Raw genomic sequence first — 24537 nt, 5'->3', positions numbered from 1 at the left:
GAGAGCCGCCACGGACACGGCGGATTACGGCGACGGAGCGAAATATTGTGGACGGCTAATCTCGGCCGGACGGCCCTGCCAACGGCCACCGCCCGGGCACACTCCGTCGAAAACGATCAGAATGCGCGCCAGGCGGCGGCTGTCATCCCTTACGGGTTGTCAGTTCGTCTTTCCGGCGGCGCTGGGGGCGGTCACGCGGATCTTCGGGGCCCTCGGTTCCGCCTTGGGGGTGTTCTCAGCGGCGTGCCGGCTGTCACCGGAGTGGCTTTCGGCCTCGGCGGCGGCGAGCTGGGCTGCCACCACATCGGCGGCCACTTCGGCTGCGAGGTCGTGGATGTTCTCCCCAGCCTCCTGAGCTGCCTTTTTCACCTCCATCGCGATGCCGACGGACGCTTTGACGACTCCACCCACCAGTGGCTTGAGCAGTCGTTTGGCCAGTGGCGCGACGATGAGGCCGACCAGGAAGGGCGGTACGACAGGCGGCATGATGTTCCATCCTCTCTACGCATACGTATGACAGGGAACCCGGGAGCGCCGAACACCGAAGGAGTGCACAGCCGGGCGGATATGAAGAATTCCATCTCGAAATCCGGGGCTCATCCAACGAGTTCGGATTCCCGGATGCCGGAATGCGCCGTCCGATCCCGTGATCACGGTAGTCGAGCCACGCCCGGTTCAGCCAAATGACCCTGTACGGGTTCACTCATGTGAGTGATGAATGCCCTCTTGCGTAACCTCAGTCGCCACACGTCTGAATGTTGTGCGAAATGATTACCTGTTCATCGTCCAGCGAAGTTGCGTGTTCACCGCTGCCCGCGCTGCCCGTTGCCCGCTGTCCCCGGAACTGTGGCTCTCGCTCCTGGGGCCGTTCCGGGTGGATTCCGCGCCCACGGGGCCTTCGTGTCGTGGAAGGGTGTGCCGCCCTCGCCCGAGAGGCCCCGTCCCGCGCCGGCCCGACGGGCCGGAGCCTCCTCGTACGGGTGAATCGAGAATCACGGCCCCGGTCGCCTCCGGCGGCTCCCGGCCAGGCTGACTGGCGGTTCGCCATGTTCGAACACGCCTTCCGTGCAAGTCAGTTGGAACGCCGAGGTCCATCTCCGGTGCGATCATGACGCCATGCTCCGACGCACTCCGCCGGTCGCCCTGGCGGCCGCTCTCACGGCCGCGGCCGTCGCGCTGGGCGGCTGCGGCGGCGTAGCCACCTCCTCGACGAGCACCCCCCTGGTACACCGAGGCACCGTCAGGATCGCCGAGGCCGGCGAGACACCGAGCTTCGACCCGTACTCCGCCTTCGGCGCCGCCCAGGCCCGCTACGCCTACGACTCCCTGGTCAACCTCGCCCCCGACGGCACCCTGGTCACCGGCCTGGCCTCCTCCTGGGAGGCCACCACCACCACGGCCGTCTTCACCCTCCGTCCAGGCGTCACCTGCTCCGACGGCACCCCCCTCACCGCCTCGGCCGTGGCCCGGGCCCTCACCTACGCGAGCGACCCGGCCAACCAGCTCGCCGGCGCCCGGACCGTCCTTCCGGATGTCCCGTTCACCGTGAGCGCCGACGAAGGGGCCGGCAGGGTGTCGGCGACCGCCGCCGCCCCGTTCCCCTTCCTCACCCGCACCATCGGTCTGCTCCCCATCGTCTGCCCGGCCGGTCTCGACCGTCCCGGTTCACTGGAGCGCGCCACCCAGGGAACCGGCCCCTACGTACTGACCCGCTACACCCCAGGCGGGCCGTACGAGTTCACCGTCCGCGACGACTACTCCTGGGGACCCGCCGGGGCGACCACCAGGCGCCCCGGACTTCCCGCGCGCATCGTCATCTCGGTGGTGCCGCAGTCCTCCACAGCGGCGAATCTGCTGCTCACCGGTGGTGTCGACATCGCGGGCGTGAGCGGACCCGACCGCGCCCGGCTCACCGGCCACGGCCTGTCCACCGCCGATGTGCCGACCGTGGTCGGGCTCACGTTCTTCAACCAGCGTCCCGGACGGGTACTCGCCGACCGGGCGCTGCGCCGCGCCCTGGTCTCCGCTCTCGACCGCCAGGGCCTGGCCAACGTCGCCGTCGGCGGAACCGGCAGCCCCGCCGCCGACCTCGGCGCCGAGGGCGCCGTCTGCCACGCCGACCTCGCCGATGCCAACCTGCCCGCGCGGAACGCCGTCGAGGCCCTGCGCGAGGCCGGCTGGACCCGCTCCGCCGGCGGCCCGCTGACCAAGGACGGCCGGGTGCTACGGCTCCGCCTGATCACCAGCCCCGATCTCGGCCCTACCCTGGCCTCCGTCGCCGAGCTGATGGCCCGGGAGTGGACGGATATCGGCGCCGAGGTCGACCTGGTGACCGAGAGCCTGCCCGCCCTCGTCAACGCCATGTACCAAACTGCCGACTTCGACGTGGTGGTCGGCAGTACCCCTGGCTTCGCGCTGCCGGCCGGCTTCATCCCCTTCTTCTCCGGCGCGGCCCCCGCCCAGGGCCTCAACTTCGCGGGAGTGACCAATCCCGAGTACGACACCCTGGTCGCCCAGGCGCTCCGGGAGACCGACACCACCGGATGCGGAACCTGGAACCGGGCCGCCGCCGCGCTCTTCCGCTCGGCCGACGCGCTGCCGATCGCCGAAGGCCGGAGCAGCGTGTACGGCTACCGCACCACCTTCGCCACCACCTTCGGCGGCCAGCTCGTTCCCACCAGCATCCGGCTCCACCAGTGACCGCCCACCCCAGCGACCGAGGGCCCGCCATGTCCGTACCCCAGCTGCTGCGGCACCCCTGGACCGTGTTCCTGGGGCGCCGCACCGTCCGGCTGCTCCTCTCCCTCGCCTTCGTGCTCACCGCCTCCTTCGCGATGATCCGCCTCGTCCCCGGCGATCCGGTCAGGGCCGCGCTCGGCGTGGACGCCGCCCCCGACCTGGTGGCCGCCCGCAGGCACGCCCTCGGGCTCGACACCCCCTTCCTCACCCAGTACGGGCACTACCTCGGCGGCCTAGTGCACGGCGACCTCGGCACTTCTCTGGTCACCGGCACTCCGGTGGCCGAGATGATCCGCACCCGGCTGCCTGCCACCTTGGAGATCGCCGGGCTCGCCTTCCTGGTCACCCTCGTCATTGCCCTGCCCGGCGGCCTTCTCGCCGCCGTCCGCACCCTCGACGGCCGCCGCCCGCGCACCGAGCTGGCGTTCACCGCGGTCACCGCCGGCCTGGCCGGGGTACCGGACTTCGTCCTCGCCGCCGGCCTCACCGCACTGCTCGCCGTCGGTCTCCAACTGCTCCCGGTGGCGGGTGCGGCGGGCGTCGGGTCCTTCGTCCTGCCCGTCCTCGCGCTCTCCCTCGCCCCCACCGCGGTCCTGCTGCGCATCGTCCGGGTGGAGGCGCTGAAGGTGCTGAACGAGGACTACCTGCGCACCGCCCGCAGCAAACGGCTCTCTCCCGTACGTCGCTGCTTCAGGCACGCCGCACCGAACACGGCCACAGCCGCGCTCACCGTCGCCGGGAGCCTGCTGCCCGCCCTGATCGCCGGCACCGTGCTGGTCGAGAAGGTCTTCACCTGGCCGGGCATCGGCTCCGCCATGGCCCAGTCCGCGGTCGCGCAGGACTACCCGGTGGTCCAGGCGATGGTGCTGGTGCTGGGTACCACCGTGCTGCTCGCCGGCCTCCTCGTCGACGTTCTGCTCGCCGCACTCGATCCCCGTTCCGCCATCCGGGAGATGTGACCATGCGCCTTCCATCCGGCTTCCGGCTCCCGCCCATCGCCTGGGTCGCCGCAGTCATGCTGGTGTCCCTTGTCGCGCTCGCCCTGGCCGGTCCGCCGGTCTGGGGTGCGGCTGCCGACCGCCCGGACCCCTCTGCCGTGCTCCAGGGACCCTCCTCGGCCCACCTCTTCGGCACCGACGGGCTCGGCCGGGACCTGCTCGCCCGGGTCCTGACAGCCACCAGGCCCTCCCTGCTGCTCGCGCTGGCGGCGGTGGTGCTCGGTGCGGGTTCGGGAATCCTCGTCGGGGCCTCCACCGCCGTTCTCGGCCGGCGAGGCCGCCGGCTGACCGCGGGGATGATCAACCTCCTGCTCGCCTTCCCGGCACTGCTCGTCGCGATGTTCCTCGCGGTCGTGTTCGGCGCGGGCACCGCCGGGGCCGTGCTGGCCCTCGCGGCGGCGGGTGTCCCCGGATTCGCCCGGCTCGCCCAGACCCTGGCCGCGGGCGTCGCGGGCACCGACCACCTGGCCGCCGCCCGTGTCCTCGGCCTGCGCCGGCACCGGATGCTGTGGCGGCATGTCCTGCCCAACATCGCGGAGCCGCTGCTCCTGAGCACCACCACGGCGGCGGGCACCACTCTGGTCGCGCTCTCCGGGCTGAGCTTCCTCGGCCTGGGCGTCCAGCCGCCCGACTACGACTGGGGGCTGCTGCTCAGCCAGGGGCTCGACCGGATCTACGCCGAGCCACTGCCCGCGCTGGCCCCGGGCCTCGCCGTTCTCTACGCGGCCCTGGCCTTCCAGCTGCTCGGCGAGGCCCTGGCCGGGACCGTCGCCCGCCGCGGCCCGGCGCCACGCACCCCGGCACCGGCACCCGCGCCGAGCGGCCCGGCCAAGGAGGGGCTGGTTCTCCAGGTCGAGGACCTCACCGTTGAACTCCCCACCCCCGAGGGCGCGATCCGGCCGGTGCGCGGTGTGAGCCTTTCCGTGCGGCCGGGCGAGGCCGTCGGGCTCGTCGGCGAATCGGGGTCGGGCAAGTCGCTCACCGCGCTCGCCGTCGCCGACCTGCTTCCGTACGGTGCCAGGGTCTCCCGGCGCACCCTGCGCCTGCTCGGAGCCGACCTCGCCGCCCTGACGCCCAAGGAACGGGACAAGCACCTCGCGACGGCTCTGGCCATGATCTTTCAGAACCCGGCCTCGGCGCTCAACCCGGCCCTGCGGATCGCCACCCAGCTCACCGAGGCCGTCCGGGCCCACCGGGGCACGAGCCGTGCCCAGGCCACCGCGGAGGCTGCCGAAGCCCTGCGCCGGGTCGCCCTGTCCCCGGCCCTGCTGCGCTCACGTCCGTACCAGCTCTCGGGCGGCCAGCGGCAGCGCGTGATGATCGCGTCCGGGCTGATGACGCGACCGGAGCTGATCATCGCCGACGAACCGACCACCGCGCTCGACGTCACCGCGCAGCGGCAGATCATGCAGCTGCTCACCGACATCAGACGGGACACCTCCGCCGCGATCCTGTTCATCAGCCACGACATCGCACTCGTGGGGGAGTTCTGCGAACGGGTCCTGGTGATGTACGCCGGCACCATCGTCGAGGAGGTGCCCGCCGACCGCCTCGCCGACGGCGCCCGGCACCCCTACACCCGGGCTCTGGTCGCCTCGGTGCCCGACCTCGCCGCCGACCGGGGCCGGCCGCTGCCGACGATCGGGGGCGCGCCGCCCGACCCGCTCGCGCCCGCACCGGGATGCCCGTTCGAGCCCCGCTGTCCGCGCCGCGACGACCGCTGTGCCGAACAGGTCCCGCCTTTGCGGGACATCGACGCCACCCACCGGGTCGCCTGCTGGAATCCGGTACCGGTGACCCCGGTCCTGGAGACGGTGGCCGCTTCATGACCGCTCTTCAGGTGACCGACCTGACCGTCCGTCACCCCGGCTCCCGCGTCTCCCCCGCCGCTGTGGACGGTGTCTCGCTGGAGATTCCTTCCGGCACCACGCTCGGGCTCGTGGGCGAGTCCGGCTCCGGGAAGTCCAGCCTGGCCGGGGCGATCGTCGGCCTCGTACCCCTGCACGGTGGCCGGGTGCTGATCGACGGCTGGGAGGTCCGCACCCGCACCGTTCGTGACCGGCGTCGGCTGGGCAGCCTCGTCCAGGTCGTCCTCCAGGACCCGGACACCACGCTCGACCCCCGGATGACGGCCCGCCAGACGCTCGTCGAAGCCGCCACCGTCTTCCACCGGCTCGACCGGGCCGCCCGCGCGGAGCGGGTCACCGAGCTGCTCGGTCTCGTCGGCCTGGACCCAGCGCTCGCCGACCGCCTCCCGCGACAGCTGTCCGGCGGCCAGCGCCAGCGGGTCTCCCTCGCCCGCGCCCTGGCTGCCGGCCCCGGCCTGCTGATCGCCGACGAGATCACCTCGGCGCTCGACGTCTCCGTGCAGGCCTCCGTCCTCAACACGATCCGCGAACTCCAGCGGCGGCTCGGACTGTCCGTGCTCTTCATCGGTCACAATCTGCCGGCGGTCTGCCACGTCTCCGATGCCGTGGCGGTGATGCGGCACGGCCGGATCGTCGAGAGTGCCCCCACCGAGACGATCCTGCGCACGCCGGAACACCCCTACACCCGAACGCTGCTCGCCTCCGTGCCGTCCCTGCGTCCTGCGGTGCCCCGCAGGCGCGCATCCGTTCCGCCCATGCGCGTCTCCGGGTCGGAGGAGAGGGCGTGATGGCATACGCCGACGCCCATGCGAAAACCGAGGACCACCGTTATCCGTACCCCGCGTCCTCGCGGCACGGCGGAGAAATTCCCGCATGCAGACGTCAATCAGGAAAGCCTTTCCTCACTCTCCTTGGTTAAAGAGTGAACTTAGGGTCGGAATTCCGTGAGATGATGCGGCGGCATTTGAATCGTGAAGGTTTTGAAAGTGCTGTGAATTGGGCAGCCGACATCGAAAGGAATGGGGAATGAGAATTCTTCGGGGAACACCGATCGCGCCCGAGCGGAGGGCCGCGGAGTGACAGTTGCCCTGGACCGCGACCTGGTCCACCAGACCGGTGCGGGCCTGTCCGTACCGTTCGCCATCGCCGGAACCGGGATGCACCTGCCACCAACGGTCGTCACCAACCAGGATCTCACCCGCACCCTGGACACCAGCGACGCGTGGATCACCAGCCGTACCGGAATCCGCGAACGCCGCCGCCTGGACCCGCTTCTGGCGACATCCGACATGTGCGTCGCCGCAGCCCACCCGGCTCTGGAAGCCGCCGGCACCGGGCCCGCCCAACTGGACGCGGTCATCGTCGCCTCCTACACCGGGGACCAGCCCCTCCTGTCGACCGCACTGATCGTCAAGGACGCCATCGGCGCCCACCGTGCGCTGGCCCTGGACGTCACCCAGGCCGCCTGTGCCTCCGGTGTCCAGGCCATGCTGATCGCCGCCCACCTCCTGCAGAACCCCTCCATCACCACCATCCTGCTCCTCGCGGCCGACTGCGCCTCCAGGATCACCGATCCCACCGACCGCACCACCGGTGTGTTCTTCGGCGACGCCGCGGCAGCCGTCGTCCTCACCCGTACCGACACCCCTGGAGCGGGTCTGCTCTCCTACAGCCTGGGCTCGCAGCTTTCCTACGGCGTCCAGATTCCCGCCGGGGGCTCCCGGCTTCCCGCCAGCCCCGCGACCGTCGCCGCCGGAGACCACTACCTGTCCATGGACGGACGCGCCGTCTGGAACGCCGCGACCACACGGCTGCCCGAGAGCATCACCAGCGCGGCCCGCCGCGCCGGCGTGCCGGTCGACCGGATCCGGCACTTCTTCCTGCACCAGGCCAACCTGAACATCCTCACCGAAGCCATGACCGCCCTGGGCGTTCCCCGTGAGCGCGCGCCCATCACCGTCGACCGGCTGGGCAACACCGGATCAGCCGGTCTGTTCACCGCGCTGCACACCACCCTCGCCGAAGGCTCCCTGCTTCCGGGAGACACCTATGTGCTGTCGGGGATCGGCGCAGGCTTCCAGTGGGGAACCCTCTGCCTCCGGCACGCCTGACGGACTCGCAGAGCGAGGTTTCACGGACCGTTGTCCGGCCTCTCCCATGCCTCTGACCCGTCTGCCCACGGACGAGTGAACTCCCGGCGATTACGGGTGTGTTCGCTGCCGCGAGCACCAGCATGGACACCATGGCCACCACACACTCCCGGGTTGAACGGGCCGCTCAGGCCCGTGCAGCCCAAGCTCAGCTCACCGCCGACGGAATCGACGGGGTGGTGTTCGGCTGGGTCGACAACGCCGGGCTCACCCGGGTGAAATCCGTCCCCCTCGCCCAACTCGAACACGCCGCCCAGTACGGTGTCGGTGCCCTTCCCTGCTTCGATGTCTCCCTGGTGGACGACTCCTTCGCCAAAGCGCCATCGAATACCGGTCCGATGGGCGACCTGCGGCTCGTCCCCGACCTCGACCGGCTCACCCCGCTTGCCGCACAGCCCGGCTGGGCCTGGGCCCCGGCCGATCGGTACACCCAGGACGGCACCCCGCACCCCGGCTGCCAGCGCGGCTTCGCCCGACGGGCCACCGAGGCCGTCGAGCGGCGTGGGCTCTCGGTGCGAGCCGGGATCGAGATCGAGTGGGTGGTGGCGGACGCCGCCGGCGCCCCCGCAACGGCCGGTCCCGGGTACGGGATGACCCGCGTCATCGAGCACTCCGACTACCTGCGGGATCTGCTGCGCGCACTCACCGGGCAAGGAGTGGACGTGCTGCAACTCCACCCCGAGTACGCCGCCGGACAGTTCGAGGTCTCGGTCGCCGCAGAGGGGCCGGTCGAAGCGGCCGACACCACGATGCTGGTGCGCCACACCATCCGGGCCGTATCCGCCCGGCACGGTCTGCGTGTCTCGTACGCGCCCGTCTTCACCGAGGGCGAGATCGGCAACGGCGGCCACCTCCACCTCAGCCTCTGGCGGCAGGGCGGGAACCTCGGACACGGCGGCCCCGGCCGCCACGGGCTCCACCCTGAAGCCGAGCACTTTCTCGCGGGCGTACTGACCGAGTTGCCCGCTCTGCTCGCCCTCGGCGCACCCGGCGTCGCCTCCTACCTCCGCCTGGTCCCTTCCCGCTTCGCCGGGGCGTACCGCTGCTGGGGCCTGGAGAACCGCGAGGCGGCGCTGCGCCTGATCGCCGGCTCCACCGCAGGTCAGGCCAATGCCGAGGTCAAGTGCTTCGACGCCACCGCCAACCCGTATCTGGCGATCGGCGGGGTGCTGGCCGCCGGACTCGCCGGTCTCGACGCCGCTCTGCCCCTGCCTCCCGAGACCCGGAGCGACCCGGCGGCCCTCGGCGGCGTCGAACGCCTTCCGGCGAGCCTGCCGGAGACGACCGACGCCTACGAGAAGTCCGCCGTGCTCCGGCAGGCGCTCGGCGCCGAACTCTACGAAGCCGTGCTTGCGGTCCGGCGGGCGGAGTCGGAGCTGTTCGCGACGCATACCGACGCGGATGTCATCGAGGCGGTCCGCTGGCGGCATTGACGGGCAAGTCATGCAACGGCCCCGTCGTGGTGCCGTTTTCCAGAGGCTTCGCCATGTAGACCGCCTCGGCACCGTAGCTCGCGGGCAGCCCGACCTCGGGCCGGGCGCGGTAGCCGAGCGTGGCCCACAGCACCTGCGAGCCCTGTACCGCGACCAGGGAGAGCGTCTCGTAGGAAGCCGTCCGTACTGTCTCCTCCACGTGCCGTTGCATCCGGCCTGCCAGCCCCCGGCCGCGTGACCGCTCGGCGATCACCAGGTCGTGGAGGTGCAGATTGCTGCCCGGACCCGAGCCTTCTTCGGCCAGGCTCAGGTCCGGGGAGCGGAAGAGCGGGTACGGCAGCGCGAGCAGGTATCCGGAGAAGACGCCCGCATGCTCCAGCACGAAGCAGGTCGAGGGCGAGGCCTCGTGCCGGGAGCGCAGCGCCGCCTCTCCCTCGGACAGGCCGCTCGCCGCGTAGGCGCGTTTCTCCAAGGTCACCAACTCGGCCCAGTCCTCCTCCTGGAGCAGCCGGATCCGGATGTCGTTCATGCGCCGTCTCCTTCCGGAGCCGGGCCGCCGACGCAGGTGTACGGCAGGGGCGGGAAGCCGTTGAACCCCTGGGTGGCATAGGCGGCGGCGTACGCACCGCATGAATGGACCCAGACCGGGTCGCCGGAGGCGATCGTGCGCGGGACCCGTACCCTGCCGTCCTGGGCGTACGCGTCGTCACTGTCACAGGTCGGACCGGCCACGACCGCGTTGACGAACTGCCCGTCGGGGCAGGCCGGGAACTCCAGCCGGTACTGCAACTGGTCCATCTCGTAGAGCCCGTTGAACTTTCCGCAGCTGAGGTATAGCCAGTCCTCACGGCTGCCGTCGAGCCGATGGCGGGAGGTGAGCCGGGCGACGTGGGCACGGATCGCTCCGTGGTCGGCGACCAGGTGGCGGCCGGGCTCCAGCAGGAAGTCCAGCGGGGCGGCATTGACGGAGCGCAACCATTGCATGCCTGCGCGGATCACCATGAACATTTCTTCCAGCGGCGGTTGCAGTGCCCGCCCGCGCCGGTCCAGGACACCGAGGGCGGGCAGCCCGCCACCGAGGTTGATCCGGTCCGGGACGATGCCGAGCCGGTTGAGCCGCTCAAGCAGGGCGGCCAGTGTCTCGATCGCCTCTCCCCAAGCCTGCGCCGTCATCTGCTGGGATCCGACGTGCACAGACAGACCGGAGGGCACCAGCCCTGAGGCCCGTGCGGCGCCGAGCACCCGCAGGGCATCATCCGGCGAACAGCCGAACTTGTGGCTCAGGCCCCACAACGCACCCTCGCCGCTCGTCGCGACCCGGCAGAACACCCGGGATCCGGGGGCGTGCTCGGCGATCGCGGCGACATCCTCCACGCTGTCGCTGGCGAAGTCACTCACGCCCAGCCGGTGGGCCTCGGCAATGCTGCGGTCGGACTTGACGGTGTTTCCGTAGTGGACCGATTCGGGGGCCACCCCGGTGCGCAGCGCCTGGACGATCTCCTGCGGTCCGGCCGCGTCGAAGCCGGAACCCAGCCGGGCGAGATGGCCGAGCACCTCGTCCACGGGGCAGGCCTTCATAGCGAACCGGATCGCGACACCGGGCAGTTCGGCGCACAGGTCGGTGTACTGGCGGCCGATGCCGTCCAGGTCGTAGATGAGGGCGTCCTCGGAGGCGGCGGCGAGTGCGGCGCGCAGCGCAGAACGGTGGTCCTGGCCGACACGTCCGGGGAGGCGGGCGGTGGACGCGTGCACGGCGGCCGACGCGGACAGGGTGCGGTGGCCGCTGCTGCGGTCGGCGGCCCGGCGCTGCTCGGCGATATGTAGCGTCTCGGTGGCCTGAGGCCTCACGTGTGAACTTCCAATCCAGCTGGGTGATCGATGCCATGGGCTTGCTGGCACCCACAGGGGAAACGAGAGGGGCCCAGGTCGGTAATGACGCCTGACCCGGCTTTTCTCCCCGCCGCTCATTACGCGCCACGCGTCATCGGGATGGTGCTCAAAAGAGATGCGGGGCATCCGGGATTTCCGTGGCCGGGGAGTATCACGCGAGTGAGAGAGGTGTCGGGCGGTGTGGTAGGAAATGCGTGCGGTGGCAAGGGAGATCGACGTGGTGGTCGCGGACGACCAGGAGCTCGTGCGGGCCGGGTTCCGGCTGATCCTCGACGCGCAGCCCGGCATCACCGTCGTGGGTGAGGCGGTCGACGGCGTCGAGTGCATGGCGATGGCCCGTGAGCTGCGGCCCCGGGTGGTGCTCGCGGACATCCGCATGCCTCGTCTCGACGGTCTTGAGGTGACCCGGCAGCTTCGGGCTCAGCGAACGGGAGCTGGAGATCGTCGGGCTGGTGGCGGCCGCCCGGCGGCGCTCCCGCCCCAGTGCTCGGAGCGGGGTTTCTGCCGTGCGGAGCGGCAGCGGGAGGTCTGCGCGGATCTGCCCGCCGCCGTGCGGGACGGGTCCGGCGTGGAACCTGCTGTCCAGGGCCTCGGCGCTCTCCTGTCCCGGGCCAGTGCCAGGTGCTCAGCCTGGTGTACGTCCTGGGTGGCACGCTGACGGCGCAGCTCCACGGCCCGGATCACACCCAGTACAGCAGCCGGCCCTATCTGCCGGGGGGAGGCTCGTTCCGAGCGGAGTTCGCCTTCCCCGGCCGACCGATCAGCCGAAGAGCCGGGAACCGAGCGGATGCTGTCGGTCGAATCCGGGAAGGACCAGGAACGTCGCGGCGGCGGTTGTGGTGGTGAAATCCAGGAGTGCGTCGGATGCGTCCATGCGGGCGAGGGTGGCGGTGAAGGCCCGCAGCTCGTTCTGGAAGCTGATGAAGAGCAGGCCGGGCGCGGGGTCGTCGATGTTGTACGAGCGGCGGAGCAGATGGCCGACGCCGACCGCGGCGGGGTTCGCCCTGCGTACGTGGGCGTCCACGGGGACGAGATAGCGTCCGTCCGCCGTCTTGGCGCCGAGCTCCGGTCCCGAGTCCGCTGCGCCCCCGGAGAGAGGCACACCGCTGGCCCGTCGCCGGCCGAAGACCGCCTCCTGCTCGGCCACGGACAGGGCGGCGAAACGCGGCAGGTCGAGTTCCATGCGCCGCAGAACGGCGAGGGTGCCGCCCGCGACCGCCGAAGGCCGGGCCAGCCACAGGTCGTGCCGCTGTTCGGCTTTCGTATGCGGGCCCACGATGCCGTCGATGAAGCCGAACGGATTCCGTGGCGCGGTCCGCCCGTTGCCGAGGGAGACGTTGGTGCCGCGACGTCCGGACTGCCGCCAGCGTTCCTGGATACGGTCTCCGCCCCGGTCCATGAGCGCGGCGGCGACGACCGAGGGGAGCACCGGGTCGCCTGCGCAGATCTGCAACAGCAGATCACCGCCGCGTGCCCGCGGGGCGATCCGTTCGCGGGAGAAGCGCGGGAGGTCGGCCGCGCCGGGCAGCGAAGCACCGGCGGTGCGCACCAGCCGGGGGCCCACGCCCACGGTCACGGTGAGATCGCCCGGCTCCAGGCCCAGCAGCCGGGGGTCGGTCCCCGCCGTGAGTCCGCCGATCGCCCGGCCGAGTTCGGCCAGAAGAGGACCGGGAGCCACGCCCGCAACGACGTCTGCCACCACCGCCAGCAGGTTGCCCTGGGCGGGCTGGGGAAGCGTGATGCCGGCCTGATGCGGGCCCGTCGGTACGACCGGGGCCGGTGTGGCCGCCGGGCCGGAGGCGGACCGGCCCGCCTGGGCGGAGTCCGAGGTGCACCCGGCCGTCAGACCGGCGGCCACCACGGTCCCGGTGACATTCAGGAGCATACGACGTGACGGGTGCGGCTCAGCAGGGTGCATGGTGTGCAGAGTGCCACAGCAATTCACACGCGCCGACCAACCTCGTCACGCAGGGGCGGAGTTGGTCGTCGTGCCAGAATGGGATCATGCCTCGATCGGTTCTTCGCGTGTTTGCGGCGGTGCTGGGCACCTTGGTACTTGTGTCCGGTTGTGGCGGAGGCGACGACGGAGCGAGCATAGACAGACGACCGCTTGGTGCGGATGTGACCATCCGAGTGCCCGCCGACGCCCCGACGATCTCGGCCGCGGTGTCGTCGGCCCACCCCGGTGACCTGGTACTGGTCGCCCCGGGTATCTACCACGAATCGGTGACGATCAAGACGGCCCGCATCACGCTGCGCGGCGAGTCCCGGCACAAGGTGGTCATCGACGGGCGGTTGCGTCAGCCGAACGGTGTCGTTGTCTCCGCCCCCGGGGTGGCCGTGGAGAACCTGACCGTGCGGAACAACACGCAGAACGGGGTTCTGGTCACCGGCTCGGCGAAGGCCGCCGCCGGCCTGCCGGGACAGTCCGGCGGTTACGACACCGGCGACGAACCCGTCACCTTCCTGAAGTCATTCCTCGTCTCCCATGTGACGGCGACCCGCAACGGGCTGTACGGCATCTACGCGTTCTCAGCGCAGAACGGTGTCATCGAGCACTCGTACACGTCGGGCTCGGCCGACTCGGGCATCTACGTCGGACAGTGCAGTCCCTGTCGCATCGTGGTGCGGGACAACGTCGCCGAACTCAACGCGATCGGCTACGAAGGCACCAACGCCAGTGGGGACATGTACGTGGTGGGCAACCGCCTGGTCGGCAATCGGGTCGGCCTGACCACCAACTCCGACCACCAGGAGAAGCTGCTCCCGCAGCGGGACGCCGTCATCGCGGGCAATCTGATCGCCGCCAACCAGCAGCGGGCCACCCCGGAGCAGGCCGATGGCGGATGGGGTATCGGCATCGGCGTCGATGGCGGCAGCGACAACCGGTTCACGCGCAACCGCATCGCCGACAACAGCGACGCCGGCCTGATGATCACCGCCACCTCCGACATCCCTCCGGTCGGCAACAGGATCGTGGACAACGTGTTCACCGGCAACGGCATCGACATCGGATGGACGTTCCCCACCGCCACGCGAGGACGGGGGAACTGCCTCCGCGGGAACGACCTGCGCACCACGTCACCGGCCAGGCTCGCAACCACCGCCTCCTGCCCCCAACCGGCCAAGTCCAGCTCTCCGGAGAGCAGTTGGAACGCTCCAGCAGCACCAGGCGGTATCGCGTTCACCAAGGTGGCAGCACCTGGTGCGCAGCCGCAGTTCCCCAGGGCCACCACGGAGGGTGCCACCGTGGTCCCGGCCGTTCCGGTGCTGCCGGACACGTCGGACGTCTCGTTGCCCCCGGTGTCCCTGCTCGCCGGGAACGCACGGGTGCAGTTGTTCTGAAGGCCCAGTTGTTCCGAAAGTCCAGGTGTTCTGGACGGTACAGCTGTTCTGAACAGCGGCTACGGACTCGTGGAGACCCCGGATACGGCCTTGATCGGAACGTACTTCCGGGTGTCGAAGTCGACGACCACCGGCTCCGGCGCGGAGGCCAGGTCGACGCGGACCCGGTACATGGTGCCGTCCGAGCCGACCCAGTAGCGCACTCTGCTCGCTGCGCCGGAGGTCGCCGCGCTCGGGCCGGCCGCACCGGAGTCGGCTGAACCGGGTTTCGCCGAACCCGGGTTCGCCGAGCCGGGGCCGGCTGCACCGGGGCGGTCGTGGGCGGCGGGCGTCGGGCCGGTCATGACATCCACCTCATGGCCGTCCGCCCGGTCCCGCCCCCACCAGCGGGCGCCGTTCTGAGGCAGCAGTTGAGCGTTGTCCGGCCGGTCGCTGCCGAGACTGAGCACGATGCCCAGCGAACTGTCCAGAGAGCTGCCGGCCGACTGCAGCGGGCGGCGGAACCAGCCTGAGCGGGGCGGCGACACGGGTGGGTGCGCCGGGGCCTTCGCCAGCGGATGAAAGAACACCGAGTCGGCCGTCCACTGGATCAGCCCGTCGCTGGACGTGTTGCGCCCCGTACCGTGCACCACCCCGTAACCGATCTGCTTCTCGTAGTCGACGGAACCGGTGACGGCCAGCCGGCCGGCGGTTCCCGGGACGGTGATCGTCAGCGCGCGGCCGTGCGCCTCGTAGTTGCGGAACCGAGTGAGCGCCAGCCGGTCCGCCTCGTCCGGACTCAGGGCGCGAGGCCCGCTCGGGCCGGAGCCGCTCTCCGCGACCAGCAACACGGTCACCAGGACGGCCGCCGGCCCGACGACGGCTGCCGCCCACCATGGCCGCGGCCATGGGCGCCGACCGGCGACCTTGTCCGGTGGAGCCTGCCGGACTCTCCCGTTCCGCACGTGACGCGATGCTGCCACTTTTCTGATTCACCCTCTTGGCCACGGACAACGCCAAGGCCGGCCCTCGTGGACCGGCCGAGACGTGATCGGTTGTTCGGATCAGTAGTTCGTTCAGGGCTTCTGGGCGCGACGCTTCCTGCTCACGACCGTGATGGCCACGCCCGCACCCACCGCCAGACCGACGAGCGCGATCATCTGTGGCAGCCCGGAGGCACCGGTGTTCGCCAGCCAGCCGCCGGAACCGCTGGAACTGCTGGAACCACCGGAACCGCTCCAACCACCCGAACCACCGGCAGTGTCATGCGTGGGCGGGTGCTGGTGCTTCGGGGGCCAGGTCGGGCTCGGGGAGGGGGTCGGTTTCGAGGGCGGCGTCCTCTTTCGGATGTACACACCGGCGTCGATCGTGTGATCGACCTCGCCCGCCTTGTCCGGCGCCGTGACACGTGCGGAGCCGTTGCACAACTCCCCGTCCACCGGCGGGGTCACGTTGGAGTCGTGCGCACGGTCGTCGCCGGCTCGCGGGCGGGTGAACCGCAGTTCGCTCGCCGAGGGCTGCTCGGGCACCAGGCTGGTGTCCGCGGTGCACACGTTGAACTGCACCGTGTACTTCGCACCCGGGGTGAGTGCGTACGCGGCGCCTACGCCACCGAAGTAGTACTCGCCGGCAGCATCGGTCCTGGTCGTGGCGACCTGCTTGCCGTCCGCGTCCAACAGGTTGACCGTCGCCTCCGGCAGCAGGATTTCCGCCGGGTCCTGGATCCCGTTGTGGTCGCCGTCGAACCAGACGAGGTTGCCGATCTGGATCGGCGCGTTCGCCGCGGCGAAGTCGACGTCACCGAGGCCGCCCGCCTTGCCGAACCCGCCCTGCTCCCGGCTGACGAACTGGTACGCGTTGGCGTTCGGAGCGTTTCCCGGACCCTGACCGTTCGCGATGTTGTGGTAGCCGGTCCCGGAGGTCGCGACGTTGACGGTGGGGTCGAACTCCGTGCTGACGACCCACTGCTGCTGCGGAATGTATGCCACCGACCCGAGCGCGGTCTCCTGGTGCGCGCCGACGTAGAAGTCACCGGGGAAGTACTCGACGGCATCGCCGCCCTGGCCACCGGAGTTGGCCGGGGTGGCGTGGTTGGGGCAGCTTCCGGTGCCTTCCCACTCGTATCCATCGTCGGACGTGGCACAGGCCATGTTGATGTCACCACCGGACATGCCCGTCTCCGCCGTGTCGTTCAGCGGGCGGGGGTCGAGCCCGCCCTCGCTGAGCACGTCCATGAACCGGTCACGGAATCCCAGAACCATCGAGCCGTCGCGCGCGAAGGCCAGGGAGGCCAGTTCCGGCTGCGGATCGATGAAGACGTTGCCCAGCTTGCGCTCGTCCCACGTGGCCAGCCCGGTGTTCCAAGGGTTCCAGTGGGTGGCCTGGGCGGCGTCGGAGTTGAACACGCTGCCGCGCTTCTGGGTGAGCGGCTGAGTCAGCGCGGTGGTGAACTGCTCGCCGTCGTAGGCGTACACGACGGCCTTCAGGTCCGCGCGCTGCTGCGTGCTCTCCGCGTTGCACACGCCGCCGACGTACAGCTTGTTGTCGTGCGCGGTGAGACCGAACGGCCGCCAGTCGACGGCACTCGCGCACCCCGGATCCGGAATCGGTACCGTCGCCTCGGGTGCCGAGGCGGTGTCCCCGCCCGCGTCGAAGCTGACCAGGCTGCGGGTCAGCAGGTTCACCGCGTACAGGGTGGAGCCGTCCTCCGACAGGGCCACGCCGCCGAGACTCTCCTTGCCCGGAGCGTCGGTGAATCCGGCGTCCTTGTTCATGCGGGTGGCATCGTGCGGTGTCACCCCGGCTCCCGGCACCCGCGCGAACAACTGCGGAGTGCCCCCGCCGTCGGCCGGCACCGTATAGATCGCACCGCTGCCCTCCGGCCCGTACGCGGTGTACCGGCGGGCGAACGCGCCCTGGAAGATCCGGTCCCGGTACCTGTCGTAGGCCAGTCCGTACGTCGTGCCCACCTGGGACTGGGTGGCCAGCGTGTCGGGGCACGGCGTGTCTGCGGGACACGTGCCCCGAGTGTCCGTCCCGAACGCCACCAGAGCCCGGGTGTCGGTCCCGCCCGCACCGTTCTGGACCGCGACGAAATACCGTGAGTCCGGCAGAGCGTAGTCGGCCGGATTCCACACGCCCGTCACCACCGAGGCGTTCTTTCCGTCCGACACGTCCACGAAGGACGTGAAGCTGTCGAAGTGGTTCTCCGCCGTCGACGCGGGTGCCGCCTGGAGATGGTCGCCGTGCGACGCGGGGATGCCGACGTCCACGCGGTACCGGCCGCCGCTCAGTACGGTCGACTGCGACACCACGACCTTGCCGGTGGCGTCCGTCACGCCGGTGACATGGTGTCCGGCGGGGTCGGAGATCTCCACCTTCATGCCCTGCTGCGGAACGTCCATCGTCTGGTTGATCACGCCGGTGCCGAAGAAGTCGCGCAGCACCTCGACTGTCAGGGTGCCGTCCGTGGGGGAAGCGGCGGCGGGTGCGGCCGCCGCTCCCACGCCGCCGCCCGCCAGCAGCAGAACGGAGAACCCGACACGCGTCAGCGGTCCCGGCCTCCGGACCGGTCGGCGCGAGTCTCTGCCCAATCGGTTCATGGCATCACACTCCACACTCTCTCTTCGCGGAAAAGGAGCCCCCGCTCTTCTCGGCATGTCCACTTCGCGGCCCCGGACGTGGGCGCCTGTCGCGAACACCGCTCACCAACGCGGTCACGAACACCCGAGGAAACGCAAAAGGGCCCACCGCCGTTGCGTGGGCCTCCTTGCTGAGATCGCTCAAGAGTTTTGTGAACAAAGCGTAAGTGTCGCACGCAAAGAAAAGCGAACGCATATTCGGAATCGCGGGCGGAACCGTCCTGGGTTGCGTGTTTGCGCAGCTCCGTCACGGTTCCCCGCCTCGCTGTTGACCTCGCTGGCCGCTATTGCGGGCAGCGGGGCATTCTATCCATGATGGCGTCGCCTTTATCGTCGAACCGCTGGCGTTCATCAGATCGGCGAATGTCTCCGCGTTTTCGAAGAATGGTGACCGGATGGTGATTGCCCACCGAAAGAATGTACGACTTCTGTGTGATGGTTGAGGAGGGTGAGGGTGCTGCCGCATTCCACCTCGACGTTCTGGTGCCATTCCTGACTCGGTCCGGACGGCCGTCGCCGATCGGGGCGAGGCCGCGGGGGTGTCGAACTTTCCGGCACATGCCGGGGAGCGCGGGCTGTGCCGGTGGGTGGCCGGTGGGTGGAATGGCTACTCGGGACGGAGGACAGCAGGAGATCCGCGAGATTGTGCCTCCTGGTGCGCGCGCCGGACGCGGCCCCGGACCCCGACCGAACCCCGGCGGTGACTCCGGACGCGGCTCCGGGCCCCGACCGGAGTCACCGCCGGACACCACGACGGCTGCCGTGGCGTCCGGCGATTTCTCAGGTCGACTCGCGCACCACCAATTGCGTCCGCAGGATCACATGGCGCCAGGCAACCTGCGGCTGGTCCATCTCCTCCAGCAGCAGCCGCACCATGGTCCGGCCGATCTCCTCCATCGGCTGGCGGACGGTTGTCAGCGGCGGCTCGGACTGCTCGGCCAGTTCGAAATCGTCGAACCCGACCACCGCCACGTCCTGCGGCACCCGGCGGCCCGCGGCCTGCAGGGCGGTCATCGCCCCGGCGGCCATGCTGTCCGACGCGGCGAAGACGGCGTCGACCTCCGGGTGCCGCTTGATGAGTCCGGTCATCGCCCGGCGCCCGCTGGCCTCACTGAAGTCGCCCTGTACGACCAGGGATGGCAGCTGGTCGAGCCCGGCGTCGCCCAGCGCTTCCCGGTAGCCGCGCAGCCTGCACTGGGAGGCGTACATCTCGGGCGGACCGGTGATCGCGGCGATGGTCTTCCGCCCGCCGCCCGTCAGATGGGCAACCGCTGCCCGCGCGCCGCCGACGTTGTCCGCGTCCACATACGTCACCCGCTCCTCGTCCGAGCGCCTGCCGAGCAGCACCGTGGGCAGCCCGGCGTCGGCGAGCATGTCCGGCAGCCGGTCCTCGGCCCGTACGGACATCAGCAGCGCCCCGTCGATCCGGCCGCCGCGCACGTACTTCACGAGCCGCTGCCGCTCGGTGTCCGTACGGACGAGCGTGAGCAGCAGCTGCACGTCCGCTTCGGTCAGGGCATCGCCGACCGCCCGTACGACCTCCGAGAAGAACGGCTCTCCGAACAGTCGCCAGTCGTTCTTCGTCATCACCAGGGCGACGGCGTCCGCGCGTCGCCCCGCCAGTGAACGCGCGGCCAGATTGGGAACGTAGTCGAGTTCGTCGATGGCGCGCTGCACGGCACGGCGTGTGGACGCCTTGACGCCCGACGCGTTGTTGATCACCCGGGAGACCGTGCCCCGCCCCACTCCGGCAAGGGCGGCCACTTCCTCCAGCGTCGGTGTACCGGAACTTCGCTTCAGCATGCTCCCACCCCCAAGAGTCCCTGATCTTACGGCCCGACGAGTGCTCGGCCTGGGGGAACCCGGAGAACGGGGTGGTGGCGAAACGATGTCGGAGAGATGCGGGACCGCGAGGGCGACGCCAATGTCCGCGATCAACGCGACGGGCCGTATCCGGGAGAATCCGCTGAGGGTGCCGGAGCCCGTCCGGCGGAATGTGGCCCAGCAGGCCGTGGGCGGTTCGTCCGGCCGTCACGTGGTGGCCGAATGGTGGTGATCGCGCGCCCGGGAGACGCCGGTGATGGCGAATCCTGTCCAACAGCTTGACGACGCGTCGCAGGCCCCCGAAATTGGGAGCGCTCCCAATCGTGTTGCGTCCGGCCGGTCGCAACATCAGGGGGTGGTCGTCCCTATGGGCTGACCGCGCAACGACGAGTCGTCAACCCTGCGCTATATCGCAGTTGTTGTCACCCGCTGACAAGACCATCGCGGCGGCGGTTCCCTGGTCCGCACGTTCCGGGAGCGCTCCCATTGCGTCGTGTCCACTTCGTACGAGGAGGAATGCTGTGAAACGCCTTTTGGCTCTACTTGCGGCCTGCGTAACGATTCTGGGCCTCACGGCGCTGGCCGGCCCCCAGGCGGTGGCCGCCACTGGGTGCAAGGCCGAGTACACGGTCACCAGCCAGTGGCAGGGCGGCTTCCAGGCCGGTGTGAGGATCACGAACCTGGGTGAACCCGTCTCCGGCTGGACGCTCGCCGTCGTCATGCCGGACGCGGGGCAGAAGCTCGTCCAGGGATGGAACGCCACCTGGACGCAGTCCGGTTCCACGGTCACCGCCGTGGGCATCGACTGGAACCGCACGCTGGCCACCGGCGCGACGGCCGATGTCGGGCTGGTGGGTTCCTTCACGGGTGCCAACCCGAAGCCGACCGCGTTCTCGCTCAACGGCGTTGCCTGTTCGGGATCCGTCGATGAGTCCACGCCGCCCGACCCGGACGGTGGCACCCCGGTGGACATCAACGGGCAGGTTCACGTCTGCGGTGTGCACCTGTGCAACCAGTACGACCGCCCCGTACAACTGCGGGGGATGAGCACCCACGGCATCCAGTGGTTCAGCCAGTGCTACAACGACGCGTCCGTGGACGCGCTGGCGAACGACTGGAAGGCCGATCTGCTGCGCGTCGCCATGTACGTCCAGGAGGACGGCTACGAGACCGATCCGGCGGGCTTCACCAGCCGCGTGAACAGCCTGGTCGACATGGCCGAGGCGCGGGGCATGTACGCACTGATCGATTTTCACACCCTGACGCCCGGCGACCCGAACTTCAACCTCGACCGTGCGAAGACGTTCTTCGCGTCCGTCGCGGCCCGCAACGCCGGTAAGAAGAACGTGATCTACGAGATTGCCAACGAGCCCAACGGGGTGAGCTGGGCGGCCGTCAAGAGCTACGCCGAGCAGGTCATCCCGGTGATCCGGGCCGCCGACCCGGATGCTGTCGTCATCGTCGGCACCCGTGGCTGGTCCTCGCTGGGAGTTTCTGATGGCTCCAACGAGAGCGAGATCGTCAACAACCCGGTCAACGCCACCAACATCATGTACGCCTTCCACTTCTACGCGGCGAGCCACAAGGACACCTACCGTGCGACTGTGAGCAGAGCGGCCTCTCAACTGCCCTTGTTCGTGACCGAGTTCGGTACGGTGAGCGCCACCGGCGGCGGAGCTCTGGACCGGGAGAGCACGACGGCCTGGCTGGACCTGCTCGACCAGTTGAAGATCGGATACGCGAACTGGACGTATTCCGACGCCCCCGAGAGCAGCGCGGCGTTCCAGCCGGGTACCTGCGAGAGCAGCGACTACAGCGGCGCCGGTGTGCTGACCGAGTCGGGGACGCTGCTCAAGAGCCGGATCAGTACGCCCGACAACTTCCCCACCAGCTGACCCGGGGCGGGGCCGCGGACACGCCGCGGCCCCGCCCGATCGCGGCTTGTGCCGGCTACGGAAGGCCGGGCAACAGGAGGCCGGGCGTCAGCCTTCCCAGTCCCAGGATCCGAAGTACGCCGTCCTGCCCGTCCGGCGAGCCTCCGCCACCTTCTGCAGGCGGTCGAAGTCCCGCTGCGGCATATGCGGTCGCCACTGGGGCAGGGGAAGAACGCGGGCTTCGTCGTGTTCGGCGGGGTCCAGGGTGAGGGAGTCGATCTCGTCGGAGGTGAGCCGGCCGCCCTCGAAGACGAAACCGATCGTTGCGTAGGGCCACTCCGCCCCCGGCTGGCCGAAGACCGAGGCCAGGAGTTGGGGCCGACCGTCGAAGACGATCCCGGTCTCCTCACGGCACTCTCTCAGGGCGGTCTCCCAGGGACGCTCCCCGGGATCCATCGTTCCGCCGACCAGTTGCCAGGGATGGATTCGCGAGTAGACCGCCCTCAGTTGCAGCGGATTGTCGTGTTCGTCGGTGAAGAACAGGCAGGCGAACGCGGTCGCCTTCAGCACCGTTTCGGCGTACTGCTCCGGCGGCAGCCACGTGGGGTTCATCCCATGGCTGCCCGGCTCCACGCCTGGCTGCCGATCCGCTCCGTCGACGCGACGCTGCTCATGAACCGGGGAATTGATCAACGCGTTCTGACCCTTCTGAACGATGGTGGATCCCGGCGATGCCGGCGGCAACTCCGGGAACCCGACTGCACTCATGTGGCGCTTGTCCGGGGAAGACCGGGATCCGATGGCAGGCCCCGGTCGCCTGAAGCGGCCTGCTCCGCCTGCTCCGCCTGCTCGGCGTGGTGGGCGAGGATCATCTCGTGCGCCCAGGTGCACATGGTCAGATGTTTCATCGTGGCCACGTCGAACCAGCGGAACATGATGCCTTCGGTGACGGGCAGCGCGTCTGCGTCGCCGTCCCAGTGGCCCACGTAGACCAGAACGCGTCCGCCGGCGAGATGCGACCTTGTGGTCCGGGCCGGGGCATACGCGGCGAGCCCCGGAATGATCAGCCCCGTCTCCTCGTGGATCTCGCGGGCGATGGCTTCGTCGAGCGTCTCCGTACCCTCGGGGGCACCACCCACCAGGGACCATGTGCCCGGGTCGCAGATCGGTTTGTTCGCGTCACGCAGATGCAGCAGGTACTGGCCCCGGCTGTTGACGAGAATGACCGCCGTACTGCTCGCGTCGCGGTCGGTGGGCCCGGCCGGGAGCGGGCGCCGGGCGTCGGCAGGGGGCCGGGCAGCCGGCAGCGGTGGTGCGTAGGGAGTGAAGGCCGCGGGCGGGTGGGCGATGGGGAGCCCGGGACGCCGGGCGGTGAGGATCTGGGCGCTGCGGACGAAGAGCCCGTCGGGGAGGTTGCGCGGCGGATACCAGCGCCAGGAGCCCACGCTCTCACCGGGCCGGTCGGACGGCTCGCCCTCCCAGACGGTCACGACGGCCGGCACGGTCATGCGCACGACCCCGTCCGCGTCGTCGAGGAGGGTGCCGAGCAGGACGACGTCTTCGGGCCGGGTGCGGAGCCCCGTTTTCTCCCGCAGTTCACGGACGACTGCCTCCGCCGGCGTCTCGCCCGGTTCCACGCTTCCGCCGGGAAGTTCCAGGGTGCCTCTTCGGTGCCGCCCCAGCAGCAGTCCCTGCGGGCCGTGGAGGATCGCCCCGACCCCCAGTGCCGCATGGGCCTCGGGCGGCCGGGAGGTGCGTGGCCGGGAGGTGATGCTGGTGCGCCTGCGTACCTGGAAGACACGGTACGAGAGATGGCTGTCGCTGTCGGGGCAGTCGAGGACGCCGACGCTTTCGACGCGCAGTCCGTGCTCGGTGAGCAGGTCCTCCCACAGTTCCGGAGTGAGCACCCACATGTGCACGGTGAGGTCGTCACCGCCGGTCAGCGGCAGAATCTCGGGCCGGGCGGTGAAGGACGAGGAGGGGCCGTCGCCGAGGCTGTTCGTGTGGAGGGTGGTGAAGCAGAGCCTTCCGCCCGGCTTGAGCGCCGAGGCGAGGGACGGAACCAGACGGTGGGGGTCGATGTAGGGGAATCCGCCGATGGAGTAGATGACGTCGTACGGCTCGGCGGACCGCAGATGATCGACCGCATCGCCCAGGAACAGCTGGAGCCCTTCCAGTTCGCCGTACCGGTCGCGGGCGCGTCGGTGCTGGCCAGGTGAGGAGTCGATGGCGTCCACCACCGCTCCGTGCTCGCGTACGAGGTGGGCGGCGTGCTTCCCGATGCCGGAGCCGAGGTCCAGGACACGACGGCCGGCCAGATCACCGAGGATCTCCACTCCCGGTCCGGTCGGCCAGGAGGCCCGGGAGACGCCGTCCGCATCGGGGATCTCCGTTCCTCTCGCGATGTGGTGTGTGCCGTACGCGTTCCATGCGTGGAGATTGGTCTGTTCGCTGTCCAAGCCGGGCTTCTCCATCAGGTGTCGGGATGCGAGGTCACGATTGCTGGGCAGGTCCGGTCAGCCGCCGGAGGGCCGTCGGTGAGGAAGCCCGGGGCTGCTCCGGGCGGGGCGAGAGCGCCCGAGCGCGGAGCCACGTCTCCGGACGCGGGATGAACGCGTGCGGCAACGTGCGGGCGAGGCAGGGGTGTTCCTCGGGGCGTGACACGGACTGGTAATCGGTCAACTGGCGAACCGCTTTCGCCGTCACGGGTGCACGAGGGCGAAATCTAGAACCCGGTTTCGAATGGCCGAACTTGCCTTGATCCGACTGACAAGGTCGTTCCGCGTTGCCGTGTTC

At 70.0% G+C, this 24537-nt stretch carries 18 protein-coding genes and 1 pseudogene; 10 read left to right on the top strand and 9 right to left on the bottom strand.

From position 1 onward, the window contains the following. Window positions 1-159 precede the first annotated feature (159 nt). Entirely contained in the window at window positions 160-486 is a 327-nt protein-coding gene (locus ACZ4LX_RS05820) for a DUF5132 domain-containing protein (protein ID WP_467639281.1), read from the bottom strand. A gap of 630 nt (window positions 487-1116) precedes the next feature. On the opposite strand from ACZ4LX_RS05820, the gene ACZ4LX_RS05815 reads away from it, so the two are divergent. The 6 genes from ACZ4LX_RS05815 (at window position 1117) to ACZ4LX_RS05790 (ending at window position 9188) form a co-directional block, all read left to right on the top strand. Next, the gene (locus ACZ4LX_RS05815; RefSeq protein WP_467639284.1) at window positions 1117-2700 is read left to right on the top strand and encodes an ABC transporter substrate-binding protein; all 1584 of its coding nucleotides are present in this window, start codon (window positions 1117-1119) and stop codon (window positions 2698-2700) included. Window positions 2701-2729: 29 nt separating this feature from the next. Further along, a complete protein-coding gene (locus ACZ4LX_RS05810) occupies window positions 2730-3698 on the top strand; it encodes an ABC transporter permease (protein WP_467639287.1) in 969 nt (322 codons plus the stop codon). A gap of 2 nt (window positions 3699-3700) precedes the next feature. Beyond that, window positions 3701-5566 (top strand): dipeptide/oligopeptide/nickel ABC transporter permease/ATP-binding protein, encoded by a 1866-nt coding sequence (locus ACZ4LX_RS05805; RefSeq protein ID WP_467639290.1) that lies wholly within the window; start codon window positions 3701-3703, stop codon window positions 5564-5566. Beyond that, window positions 5563-6393, top strand: coding sequence for an ABC transporter ATP-binding protein (locus ACZ4LX_RS05800; RefSeq protein ID WP_467639293.1), 831 nt, complete (start codon window positions 5563-5565; stop codon window positions 6391-6393). The genes ACZ4LX_RS05805 and ACZ4LX_RS05800 overlap by 4 nt, the downstream gene beginning before the upstream one ends. Before the next feature lie 288 nt (window positions 6394-6681). Further along, window positions 6682-7716: a 3-oxoacyl-ACP synthase III family protein gene (locus ACZ4LX_RS05795; protein WP_467639296.1), complete on the top strand. Its 1035-nt coding sequence runs from the start codon at window positions 6682-6684 to the stop codon at window positions 7714-7716. 131 nt (window positions 7717-7847) lie between these two features. Then, the gene (locus ACZ4LX_RS05790; RefSeq protein ID WP_467639299.1) at window positions 7848-9188 is read left to right on the top strand and encodes a type I glutamate--ammonia ligase; all 1341 of its coding nucleotides are present in this window, start codon (window positions 7848-7850) and stop codon (window positions 9186-9188) included. Here ACZ4LX_RS05790 and ACZ4LX_RS05785 read toward each other — a convergent pair. Together ACZ4LX_RS05785 and ACZ4LX_RS05780 are read right to left on the bottom strand one after the other, a co-directional pair. After that, window positions 9160-9717, bottom strand: a complete 558-nt coding sequence (locus ACZ4LX_RS05785) for a GNAT family N-acetyltransferase (protein ID WP_467639304.1) — start codon at window positions 9715-9717, stop codon at window positions 9160-9162. The genes ACZ4LX_RS05790 and ACZ4LX_RS05785 overlap by 29 nt on opposite strands. Beyond that, on the bottom strand, window positions 9714-10940 hold the full coding sequence (locus ACZ4LX_RS05780) for a type III PLP-dependent enzyme (protein WP_467639896.1): 1227 nt from the start codon (window positions 10938-10940) through the stop codon (window positions 9714-9716). The genes ACZ4LX_RS05785 and ACZ4LX_RS05780 overlap by 4 nt, the downstream gene beginning before the upstream one ends. Window positions 10941-11268: 328 nt before the next feature. On the opposite strand from ACZ4LX_RS05780, the pseudogene ACZ4LX_RS05775 reads away from it, so the two are divergent. Next, window positions 11269-11493: pseudogene (locus ACZ4LX_RS05775) on the top strand (response regulator); the annotation flags it as partial. Between the two features lie 345 nt (window positions 11494-11838). On the opposite strand, the gene ACZ4LX_RS05770 reads toward ACZ4LX_RS05775, so the two are convergent. Then, complete coding sequence (locus tag ACZ4LX_RS05770) at window positions 11839-12996, bottom strand: Dyp-type peroxidase (protein WP_467639307.1); 1158 nt, start codon at window positions 12994-12996, stop codon at window positions 11839-11841. Window positions 12997-13082: 86 nt separating this feature from the next. Between ACZ4LX_RS05770 and ACZ4LX_RS05765 the strand changes: the two genes are divergently transcribed. Then, the gene (locus ACZ4LX_RS05765) at window positions 13083-14423 is read left to right on the top strand and encodes a right-handed parallel beta-helix repeat-containing protein (protein ID WP_467639310.1); all 1341 of its coding nucleotides are present in this window, start codon (window positions 13083-13085) and stop codon (window positions 14421-14423) included. Between the two features lie 59 nt (window positions 14424-14482). On the opposite strand, the gene ACZ4LX_RS05760 is transcribed toward ACZ4LX_RS05765, so the two are convergent. The 3 genes from ACZ4LX_RS05760 to ACZ4LX_RS05750 form a co-directional block, all read right to left on the bottom strand. After that, window positions 14483-15259, bottom strand: coding sequence for a hypothetical protein (locus ACZ4LX_RS05760; protein WP_467639313.1), 777 nt, complete (start codon window positions 15257-15259; stop codon window positions 14483-14485). 219 nt (window positions 15260-15478) lie between these two features. Further along, entirely contained in the window at window positions 15479-18004 is a 2526-nt protein-coding gene (locus tag ACZ4LX_RS05755; RefSeq protein ID WP_467639316.1) for an SdrD B-like domain-containing protein, read from the bottom strand. Between the two features lie 819 nt (window positions 18005-18823). Continuing rightward, window positions 18824-19846 (bottom strand): LacI family DNA-binding transcriptional regulator, encoded by a 1023-nt coding sequence (locus tag ACZ4LX_RS05750; protein WP_467639319.1) that lies wholly within the window; start codon window positions 19844-19846, stop codon window positions 18824-18826. A gap of 121 nt (window positions 19847-19967) precedes the next feature. Between ACZ4LX_RS05750 and ACZ4LX_RS05745 the strand changes: the two genes are divergently transcribed. Both ACZ4LX_RS05745 and ACZ4LX_RS05740 read left to right on the top strand, forming a co-directional pair. Further along, window positions 19968-20099: a hypothetical protein gene (locus ACZ4LX_RS05745; protein ID WP_467639322.1), complete on the top strand. Its 132-nt coding sequence runs from the start codon at window positions 19968-19970 to the stop codon at window positions 20097-20099. A 289-nt stretch (window positions 20100-20388) separates the two neighbouring features. Continuing rightward, window positions 20389-21762, top strand: coding sequence for a cellulase family glycosylhydrolase (locus ACZ4LX_RS05740; protein ID WP_467639325.1), 1374 nt, complete (start codon window positions 20389-20391; stop codon window positions 21760-21762). A gap of 87 nt (window positions 21763-21849) precedes the next feature. Here ACZ4LX_RS05740 and ACZ4LX_RS05735 read toward each other — a convergent pair whose 3' ends face one another. Together ACZ4LX_RS05735 and ACZ4LX_RS05730 are read right to left on the bottom strand one after the other, a co-directional pair. Further along, window positions 21850-22353 (bottom strand): NUDIX domain-containing protein, encoded by a 504-nt coding sequence (locus ACZ4LX_RS05735; RefSeq protein WP_467639327.1) that lies wholly within the window; start codon window positions 22351-22353, stop codon window positions 21850-21852. A gap of 152 nt (window positions 22354-22505) precedes the next feature. Then, entirely contained in the window at window positions 22506-24200 is a 1695-nt protein-coding gene (locus ACZ4LX_RS05730; RefSeq protein WP_467639330.1) for a bifunctional class I SAM-dependent methyltransferase/NUDIX hydrolase, read from the bottom strand. Window positions 24201-24537 lie beyond the last annotated feature (337 nt).

The sequence above is a fragment of the Streptomyces sp. NPDC026062 genome (assembly GCF_055568375.1).
Note: the sequence above shows the minus strand (reverse complement) of the source record. Positions and strands in the feature narration are given on the sequence as shown.